11 protein-coding genes are annotated in these 8,379 nt (G+C 69.9%); 4 read left to right on the top strand and 7 right to left on the bottom strand.

The window, feature by feature from the left end; genetic code table 11:
• On the top strand, positions 1-535 hold a 535-nt coding region (locus M0P34_RS11160), incomplete at its 5' end, for a helix-turn-helix domain-containing protein (RefSeq protein WP_291499071.1).
• On the opposite strand, the gene M0P34_RS11165 is transcribed toward M0P34_RS11160, so the two are convergent.
• Positions 493-882: a VOC family protein gene (locus tag M0P34_RS11165; protein WP_291499073.1), complete on the bottom strand. Its 390-nt coding sequence runs from the start codon at positions 880-882 to the stop codon at positions 493-495. The two genes, M0P34_RS11160 and M0P34_RS11165, sit on opposite strands and share 43 nt — an antisense overlap.
• 234 nt (positions 883-1,116) lie before the next feature.
• Between M0P34_RS11165 and M0P34_RS11170 the strand changes: the two genes are divergently transcribed.
• The 3 genes from M0P34_RS11170 to M0P34_RS11180 all read left to right on the top strand — a co-directional run bounded on the left by M0P34_RS11170 (position 1,117) and on the right by M0P34_RS11180 (position 3,381).
• Positions 1,117-1,677 (top strand): GAF domain-containing protein, encoded by a 561-nt coding sequence (locus M0P34_RS11170; protein WP_291499075.1) that lies wholly within the window; start codon positions 1,117-1,119, stop codon positions 1,675-1,677.
• A gap of 30 nt (positions 1,678-1,707) precedes the next feature.
• A complete protein-coding gene (gene gap, locus M0P34_RS11175; RefSeq protein WP_291499076.1) occupies positions 1,708-2,727 on the top strand; it encodes a type I glyceraldehyde-3-phosphate dehydrogenase in 1,020 nt (339 codons plus the stop codon).
• Between the two features lie 135 nt (positions 2,728-2,862).
• Positions 2,863-3,381 (top strand): phosphatidylglycerophosphatase A, encoded by a 519-nt coding sequence (locus tag M0P34_RS11180; RefSeq protein WP_291499077.1) that lies wholly within the window; start codon positions 2,863-2,865, stop codon positions 3,379-3,381.
• A gap of 496 nt (positions 3,382-3,877) precedes the next feature.
• On the opposite strand, the gene pal is transcribed toward M0P34_RS11180, so the two are convergent.
• From pal to M0P34_RS11210, 6 genes are all read right to left on the bottom strand, one after another.
• Positions 3,878-4,402, bottom strand: a complete 525-nt coding sequence (gene pal / locus M0P34_RS11185) for a peptidoglycan-associated lipoprotein Pal (RefSeq protein ID WP_291499078.1) — start codon at positions 4,400-4,402, stop codon at positions 3,878-3,880.
• A 173-nt stretch (positions 4,403-4,575) separates the two neighbouring features.
• A complete protein-coding gene (locus M0P34_RS11190; RefSeq protein ID WP_291499079.1) occupies positions 4,576-5,898 on the bottom strand; it encodes a translocation protein TolB in 1,323 nt (440 codons plus the stop codon).
• Between the two features lie 2 nt (positions 5,899-5,900).
• A complete protein-coding gene (locus M0P34_RS11195) occupies positions 5,901-6,758 on the bottom strand; it encodes an energy transducer TonB (RefSeq protein WP_291499080.1) in 858 nt (285 codons plus the stop codon).
• Between the two features lie 39 nt (positions 6,759-6,797).
• Positions 6,798-7,232, bottom strand: coding sequence for an ExbD/TolR family protein (locus M0P34_RS11200; RefSeq protein ID WP_291499082.1), 435 nt, complete (start codon positions 7,230-7,232; stop codon positions 6,798-6,800).
• 16 nt (positions 7,233-7,248) lie between these two features.
• A complete protein-coding gene (locus M0P34_RS11205; RefSeq protein WP_366062544.1) occupies positions 7,249-7,920 on the bottom strand; it encodes a MotA/TolQ/ExbB proton channel family protein in 672 nt (223 codons plus the stop codon).
• 125 nt (positions 7,921-8,045) lie between these two features.
• A partial coding sequence (locus tag M0P34_RS11210; RefSeq protein ID WP_291499086.1) for a Sir2 family NAD-dependent protein deacetylase occupies positions 8,046-8,379 on the bottom strand: 334 nt, incomplete at its 5' end.

Consider the following 8,379-nt stretch of genomic DNA (forward strand, 5'->3'; position numbering starts at 1 on the left):
CGCCCCGCAGCAGGTGGCCGTCGTCCCGGAGCATGCCTTCCTGGGCGTCCGGCTGCGGCCGGGCGCGCGGGTCGACCCGCGCGCGCTGGCAGGAGCCCCCGTGCCGGACGGCCCGCAGGCCCTGGCGGCCCTGGCCCGGGAGGCCGCCAGCCTTCCGGCGGACGTGGCCGAACTCCTGGACTGCCTGGCGGCGGCCCAAAGCCCGGCCCGGGCCGCCCGGGAGTTGGGCGTAAGCCTGCGGACCCTGCAACGCCGCGCCCTGGGGGCCACGGGCCAGCCCCCGGACTTCTGGCGCAGGCTGGCCCGGGCCCGGGGCACGGCGCGCGCCATCCTGGCGGGCGTCCCCCTGGCCGGGGCAGCCCTGGGCGGCGGCTACGCGGACCAGGCGCACATGACCAGGGAGCTGGGGCGCTGGTTCGCCATGACCCCGGGGGCCCTGGCCGCCAGCCGCGCCCGGCCGGACCACCCGGCATGGACCCTGCGCGAGCCCGGCTACGACGCCCCGTGGACCGGGGAGCATATCTCCACCAGGTAGCCGTTGAGGTCGAGCACATAGGCCGTGGTCTGGCCCCACGGCTCCTCGCGGACCTCCTGGACCACCCGCGCCCCGGCCGCCCGGGCCCGCTGGAGGGCCGCGGCCACGTCGTCGGACTCGAAGGCCACCTCGAACACCGGGGCCGCCGGATCGGGGCGCCCGGGCGCCTTGCCCAGAGCGGTCATCAGGCGCAGGGACGAAAAGGACAGGGTGGTCGACCCCGTGTCCAGTTCGCCGTAGTCGCCGGACTCGTGGATCATCCGCCGCGACAGGCCGAAGGCCCGCTCGTAGAACCCGATGCTCGCGGCCACATCCTCGACATAGAAAATCGCATACCGAAAGCGCATGAGGGACTCCTTTTGGGTTTGGATACGGCCTGCTAGCATGTTCCGCGGCCCGGGTCTTGAATTATCGCGACACCGCGCCCGGACCGGCCCGGGCCCCCGGGCCGCGCCCATCGCTTTTCCCTTTATCACCGTCGCGAAAGCGCGTACCGTTCAGGGTACGCTGTGATACGAATCGGCCCCGCCCCTCCCGGGCGCCGGGCCTGGGAGCACAACCCCGCAACAGGCAGGTGGAAGATGAGTACCGAACGGCTGTACAAAACGATCTACGGCATCGCCAAGGTCATCAACTCGACCCTCAACCCGTCCAAGGTCCTGGCGGGCATCGCCGAGCAGGCCACCCGGGCCATGGACGCCAAAGGCTGCTTCATCCGCGTTCTGGACCGCAGCGGTGCGATCCTCTTGCCCGACGCGTCCTTCGGCCTGTCGGAGCGCTATGCCTCCAAGGGCCCGGTGGAGGTGGAAAAGAGCCTGCTGGACCAGGACGTGCTCCAGGGGCGCATCGTGACCATCGACGACGTGCGCACGGACCCGCGCTTCCAATACGGCGCCCAGGCCGCCGAGGAGGGCCTCGTCTCGCTGGTGGTGGTGCCGCTGACGGCGCGCGGCGGCGCGGTTATCGGCGTGCTGCGCATCTACTCCGGCGCGCCGCGCACCTTCACCGCCGACGAACTGGACTTCCTGACCTGCATCGCCAACCTCTCGGGCATCGCCCTGGAGAACGCGCGCATGTACCACGCCCTCAAGCGCACCTCGGAACTGGCCAACGCTTACGTCTACCAGACGTTCGAGGACTAACCCCCGGCCCAAGCGCCCACGGAGGCCCCTATGAGCAAAGTCAGAGTAGGCATCAACGGCTTCGGCCGCATCGGCCGCCAGGTCGTCAAGACCATCTGGAAATACCACCGCGACGCCATCGAGGTCGTGGCCGTCAACGACCTGTTCGACGTGAAGACCAACGCCCAGCTCCTGCGCCGCGACACCACCTACGGCGCCTTCCCCGCCGAGATCAGCGTGGACGGCGACACCATCAACATCGGCGGCGAATTCTCCATCCGCAGCTTCGCCGAGCGCGACCCGCGCAACATCCCCTGGGCCGAGATGAAGGTGGACGTGGTCATCGAATCCACGGGCATCTTCCGCACCGGGCCCGCCGCCGCGCAGCACCTGGAGTCCGGCGCCAAACGCGTGATCATCTCCGCCCCCGCCAAGGAGGAGGACATCACCGTGGTGCTCGGCGTCAACGCCCACCTGTACGACCCGGCCAAGCACCGCATCGTGTCCAACGCCTCGTGCACCACCAACTGCCTGGCCCCGGCGGTGAAGGTCATCCACGAAGCCTTCGGCATCGAAAAGGGCGTGATGACCACGGTCCACTCCTACACCAACGACCAGCGCATCCTGGACCTGCCCCACAAGGACCTGCGCCGGGCGCGGGCGGCGGCGTGCAACATGATCCCCACCAGCACCGGCGCGGCCAAGGCCGTGGCCCTGGTGCTGCCCGAAATGAAGGGCCTCATCGACGGCTACTCCGTGCGCGTGCCCACGCCCACGGTGTCCCTGGTGGACTTCGTGGCCGTGCTCAAGAAGCCCACCAGCACCGAGGAGCTGCGCGCCACCCTGCGCCAGGCCGCCGAGGGGCCGCTCAAGGGCATCCTGGCCTACTCCACCGAGCCGCTGGTGTCCTCGGACCTCATCGGCGACCCGCACTCGGGCATCGTGGACGACGGGTTCACCCTGGTCCAGGGCGGCACCCTGGCCAAGACCTATGTGTGGTACGACAACGAATGGGGCTACTCGTGCCGCATCGCGGACCTCGTCGCCCTGATGGCCGAGAAGGGCATCTAACCCGACACGCACCACGACCGCGACGACAAGGGCCGGGCGGCGCGCGCCGCCCGGCCCTTGCCTTTTGGCCGCCCGCCGCCTAGGCTGGCGGCGCCCCGCAACCCGGCCACAGGAACCAGCAGACCAGGAAGAACCATGCCGCCCCACGCCGCCAGCACCACCGACCGCATCGCCACCGCCCTCGCCACCCTGGGCCCCGTGGGCCACCTGCCCAAGGCCCCGGGCACCTGGGGCTCCGCCGCCGCCGTGCTGCTGGCGCCCTTCGTCTTCCTGCCCTTCTCCCCCCTGGCGCGCGGGCTGATCCTGGCGGGACTGTTCGCCCTGGGGGCCTGGGCCGCCGGGCGCGCCGAGGCCGCCCTGGGCCGCAAGGATCCCGGCTGCGTGGTCATCGACGAGGTTCTCGGCCAGTGGCTGACCTTCCTGCCGTTCGCCATGCTGCCCGTCTGGCAGATCTTCGCCGGGCTGCTGTTCTTCCGCCTGTTCGACATCGCCAAGCCCTTTCCCATCCGCCGCGCCGAGACCTGGCTGCCCGGCGGCTGGGGCGTGATGATCGACGACGCCGTGGCCGGGATCTACGCGGCCTGTGCCCTGTGGCTGGCCCGCTGGGGCTATGTGGCCTTCGTGGCCGGGCATTCCGGCCGGAGCATGATGTAGCCCCGGACGCCGCCCCTCCTCCGGCAGCGCCGGAACCGCCCCGCCCTTTCGATCCGCCGGACAAGAATCCCGCCCCCCTCCCGGCCCATTCCCGGGCGCGCTGCGCTCCGCGCCTCCCGGCCGCTCCCGGCTCGCCATTCCCGGCCGCTCTACGGCCCGATTGTTCCCGGCGTTCCCCGGCTCACGCCTCCCGGCCGCCCCCGCCCCCGCCGCTCCCGGCTCGCCATTCCCGGGTGCTCTACGGCCCTATTGTTCCCGGCGCTCCCCGGCTCACGCCTCCCGGCCGCCCCCGTCCCCGCCGCTCCCGGCGTTCCCCGGCTCGCGCCTCCCACAGTTCCCGGCCGCTCCCGGCCCCCCCTCCCCGCCCGCTCCCGGCCGCACCCGGGCTCCTTTTCCCCCGCGCCCCCGGCTCCTCCCGTGCGGCCTGCGTTCGGCGGGCAAAAAAAGCGCCGCGCGGCTGGCCGCGCGGCGCTACAGCTCCCGGGGAGCGAAGAGCCTACTTGAAGACCTTGAACTCGTCGCGACGGTTCTTGGCCCAGGCGGCCTCGCCGGAACCCTCGACGGCGGGCTTCTCCTCGCCGAAGGAGACGATCTTCAGGCGGGAGGAAGGCACGCCGAGGACAACGAGGTACTCGTAGGCGGCGCGGGCACGGCGCTCGCCCAGGGCCAGGTTGTACTCCTCGGTGCCGCGCTCGTCGCAGTGGCCTTCGACAAGCATCTTCCAGTCGCCGTACTTCTTGAGAATCTCGGCCTTGGCCTTGAGCACTTCCTTGCTCTCGTCCTTGAGGTCGAACTTGTCGAAGTCGAAGTAGATCTTGTTGACGGTCAGGGCGTCGAAAGCCTTCTGGGCCTCGGCGTCCAGAGCGGCGCTGTCGACCATGGCGGGCTCGCCGGCCTGGGGTTCGGGGGTCGAGAACGACAACGGCTGCTCGGCAGCGTCTTTCTGGGTCTTGGCGCAGCCGGAAACCGCAAGCATCATGGCCAGGATGACGGCCATGCCAACCAAAAATCTCGTACGCATTGGATCCTCCTCGAAAACCGTTGCTTTGGATGTAAAAATTTGCCGCCCTGTCGGTTGCGAAAGGCCGGAGCTGCCCAGCGAGTCCAACCAGCCAAATATACTACCTTGCCCCGGAGAGGAAATCAATAGGACGCCAAACCTTTTTTATGCCCCGTCCTGCGTGGCTTTTGCGCTCAGTCGCCGCGCAGGCCGAAGGCGGGGTGGGTCGCCGCGCCGCCGCCGGTCTCAAGCGCCCGGGGCTCGTCGCCGTGGCGGGTGGTCAGGTAGAGCTTGTAGGCGCCGCTGCGGTTGGAGGAAAAAACGATGAAGTAGCCGTCGGGCGAGAAGGCGGGCTCCTCGTCGTTGCCGGGGCCGAAGGTGAGCTGGCGCTCGCGCATGGCCTGGATGTCGGAGATGAAGATGCGGTGCCCCTCGGGGGTGCGCCGGGAATAGACGACCAGGCGGCCGTCGGGCGAGATGCTCGGGCTGGTGTTGTATTTGCCCTCGTAGGTCACGCGCTCTTCGCGCCCGGTCTGCATGTCCTTGACGAATATCTGGGGGTTGCCCTGGCGGTCGGAGGTGAAGGCCATGAGCCGCCCCTCGGCGTCGAAGCTGGGCGACACGTCGATGGCCCAGTTGGAAACCAGGGTGTCGCCCACGCGGGTCAGGTCGCGGGTCATCTTGAAAATGTCCATGTTGCCCCGGGTCATGGCCACCGCCAGGGTCCCGTCGGGCATGAAGTCCATGCCGCCGATGGTCGTCCCGGGGACCTTGGTCTCGAAGATGCGGTTGGTCTGCGAATCCCACACGGCCAGGGTGTGCTGCCAGACGCTGTGGTGGGCAAAGGCGAGGTAGCGCCCGTCCACGGACCACGCCGGGCTGCTGCTGGCGCCGCCAAGGAAGGAGACCTGGCGCAGGTCGCGGCCCTGGGGGGTCATGGTCCATATCTCGCGCTTCTGGCCCTCGCGGCGCGAAAAGGCCAACCGCGACCGGAAGAACTCGCCGCGACCGGTAAGGGCCTCCATGAAGTGGGAGCAGAACAGGTCCGCCACGCGCACGAGGCCCTGGGCGTCCACGCGCAGGTAGGCCTTGCCCAGCACCAGCCGCCCCGAAGACGCCTCGTACACGCGGCATTCCAGGCGCGAGCCGTCGGCCCCGGGCTGCCAGCCGGTGGTCATCACCAGGTCGACCTTGGAAATCTGGAAGCGGCGCATGTCGATGTCGTCGCGAACCACGCCGGGCATCCTGGTGCCGCCGAGGATTTCGCCGTCGGGCACCAGGTGCAGGAAGGGCAGGTAGCCCAGGTTCTCGCGCACCAGGGTGGCGAAGCGCGCGGCCTCCGGGGGCAGGGCCGGAGCCGGGGCCAGGGGCAGCGGCTCGGTGAAGGCCATGTTGACCCGGCTCTGGCCGGGGCCGAAGATGTCGATGGAAAGGGCCGCGGCCCGGGCCGGGGCGGGAGCCCCGGCCACGAGGGCGGCAAGAAGCAGCATGAGAGTCGCAAGGGCTCGTCGCAGCATGGTCAGCGCATGTCCTGAAGGTTGAAGTTGATACGCATTTCGCGGACGCTTCCGGGCGGGGCGGGCAGTTGCACCGTCTCCTGCACGGCCTTGAGCACCGATTCGTCGAAGTCGGGCCGCCCCGAACGCGCGGCCAGCACGGCCTCGGTTATCAGCCCCGTGGCGTCCACGCGCAGGAACACGCTGGCCACCAGGGACTGCTTGACCGGAATGTTCGGGAACCGCCAGTTGCTCTTGATGATTTCCTTGACCCTGGCGGCGTAGATGGCCTCAAGGCCCAGGGGCACGCCGTCGTCGTCCTGCCCGCCTGCGCCGGGGCCCTCGCCGGGCTCCTGGGTGGTGGCGGCGTCCTGCTCGGCGACCATCTTGGCGATGTCGGCCAGGGCGTCCTTCTCCAGGGTCTTGCGGTTTTCGGCCTCGGCCCTGGCCTGGGCCTGGGCCTTGCGCCTGGCGTCGGCCAGGGCCTCGGCCAGCAGCTGTTCCTTGGTTTTTTCCGGCGGCTTGGGCTTGGGCGCGGGTTTTTTCTCCGCCGGTTTGGGCTTGGCCGGGGCCGGGGCGGGCCGCGGCTTGGGCTGCTCGGCCTTGGCGGCGATGGGCTTGGCCTCGGGCTTGGGCTCGGGGGCCGGGGCGGGCTTCGGCGCCGCAGGCGGGGTCACGTCCACGGTCTTTTTCGGCGCCGCCGGGGCCGGGGCGGCCTTGGCGGGCGCGCCCTTGAGGGATTTCAGGTTCACGAGGTCCACCTGGTAGACGGGCACGCCCAGGTCGACGCGCGTGGAGCCGGGCGCGGACAGGAACATGCCCGCGGCCAGAACCGCGCCATGCAGCAGCAAGGAGAGGAGCCAGGAGAATATCGGTCGCATCGCACAAGGGCGCGCGGGCCCCGCGAGGGGCGGGCGCGGCTATTTCTTGCCGCCGCGAACGGGGGCGGGTGCGTCGGCGGGGTCGGCGACCACGCCCATCTGGTCGATGCCTGCGGACTTGATCTCGCCCATGACCGCGACCACCACGCCGTAGGGCACCTCGCGGTCGGCGCGCAGATAGAGGAACTTGCGCTGCTCCGCCACCAGCCGCTTGAGGTGTCCTTCCAGCTCGCCCTCGGGCACGGCGTATTCGTCGAGAAACACGCTGCCGTCGCGCCGCACGGTGAGCACCATGTGGTCCTTGTCCTGGGGCAGGGTGCTCACGGTCTTGGTCTGGGGCAGTTCGACCTCCAGGCCCTGGGTCATCAGCGGCGCGGTGACCATGAAGATGATAAGCAGAACGAGCATCACGTCCACAAAGGGCGTGACGTTGATCTCGGCCATGAAGCCGTTTCTGCCGGAACTCATACCCATGCGGGACTCCTTGCGGCTATTCGCCCTTGGCCGGGGCGGACATCTCGCGCTGCACGGTGTTCATGAAGGCCCCGGCGAAGCCGTTGAGTTCGGTCTCGATGCCCGAGAGCATGCCCAGGAAGGAGTTGTAGGCGATGGACGCGGGGATGGCCACGGCCAGGCCCACGGCGGTGGCCACCAGGGCCTCGGAGATGCCCGGGGCGACGGCGGCCAGGGCGGCGGTCTTCATGCTGGCGATGGAATGGAAGGAGTGCATGATGCCCCAGACCGTGCCGAACAGGCCGATGAAGGGCGCGGAGCTGCCGCAGGTGGCCAGGAAGGCCAGGGAGCGGGTCAGCTCCTTCATCTGGGCGCCCACGCCCTGGCGCAGGGCGCGGTCGAGGTTGCCCATGACCACCTTCATGGAGGCGGTGTGCAGCAGGCCGGACTGGTCCAGGCGGCGCAGCTCGTTCACGGCCATGGTGCCCGCGCGGTACAGCGGCGAGCTGCGGTGCGAGGCCAGCACGCGCATACCCTCGTCCAGGGTGCGCGCGCCCTGGAAGGCCAGCAGGTCCTGGGCGGCGGTCTTGCGCGCCGCCGTCAGGGCGAAAAACTTGTACAGGATCATGCTCCAGCTCGTCACCGACATGACCACCAGCACGCCGAGCACGAATTTCACCGTCAGCGTGGCGCCGGCCAGGACGGCCATTATTCCCATCTGAGGCATCGTTTCCATCGCTTCACCCCTTGGGTCATGCCGCGCGGCGGCGGCCCGGGTTTGGGAAGATCCGCTTCGTGACGCGCCGGGGCGCCCGACGCTTCACGGGGGGCATATCAGGATTTTGCGAGTTCATAAAGCAGGGGCAGCACCCTTTCGGCGGGGGCGTCCAGGCGGATGTCGGCCAGCTCCCCGTAGGCCGTGGGCCCGAGGTTGACCTCCACCACCGCCCCCCCGGCGCGCTTCACGCGCCAGGGGATGGCGTTGGCCGGGGCCACGTCGCCCGAGGTGCCGACCACAAGCACAAGGTCCGCCCCGTCCAGCAGGTCGCGGGTGCCCGTCACGGCGGCGTCGGGAATGCCCTCGCCGAAAAAAACCACCCCGGGGCGCACCAGCCCGCCGCAGGGGCAGGTCACGGGCAGATCGGCCGCGGCCAGCTCATGGTAGCGC

It is taken from the genome of Desulfocurvus sp., assembly GCF_023230885.1.
GTDB lineage: Bacteria > Desulfobacterota > Desulfovibrionia > Desulfovibrionales > Desulfovibrionaceae > Desulfocurvus.

What these genes read in the sequence shown, in the direction of transcription:
- M0P34_RS11180 (WP_291499077.1), top strand. Translation starts at nt 2,863, where the DNA reads ATGCCGCCCCACGCCGCCAGCACCACCGACCGCATCGCCACCGCCCTC.
- M0P34_RS11170 (WP_291499075.1), top strand. Translation starts at nt 1,117, where the DNA reads ATGAGTACCGAACGGCTGTACAAAACGATCTACGGCATCGCCAAGGTC.
- M0P34_RS11205 (WP_366062544.1), bottom strand. Translation starts at nt 7,920, where the DNA reads ATGGCCGTCCTGGCCGGCGCCACGCTGACGGTGAAATTCGTGCTCGGC.
- pal (WP_291499078.1), bottom strand. Translation starts at nt 4,402, where the DNA reads ATGCGTACGAGATTTTTGGTTGGCATGGCCGTCATCCTGGCCATGATG.
- M0P34_RS11200 (WP_291499082.1), bottom strand. Translation starts at nt 7,232, where the DNA reads ATGGGTATGAGTTCCGGCAGAAACGGCTTCATGGCCGAGATCAACGTC.
- M0P34_RS11165 (WP_291499073.1), bottom strand. Translation starts at nt 882, where the DNA reads ATGCGCTTTCGGTATGCGATTTTCTATGTCGAGGATGTGGCCGCGAGC.
- M0P34_RS11195 (WP_291499080.1), bottom strand. Translation starts at nt 6,758, where the DNA reads ATGCGACCGATATTCTCCTGGCTCCTCTCCTTGCTGCTGCATGGCGCG.
- gap (WP_291499076.1), top strand. Translation starts at nt 1,708, where the DNA reads ATGAGCAAAGTCAGAGTAGGCATCAACGGCTTCGGCCGCATCGGCCGC.
- M0P34_RS11190 (WP_291499079.1), bottom strand. Translation starts at nt 5,898, where the DNA reads ATGCTGCGACGAGCCCTTGCGACTCTCATGCTGCTTCTTGCCGCCCTC.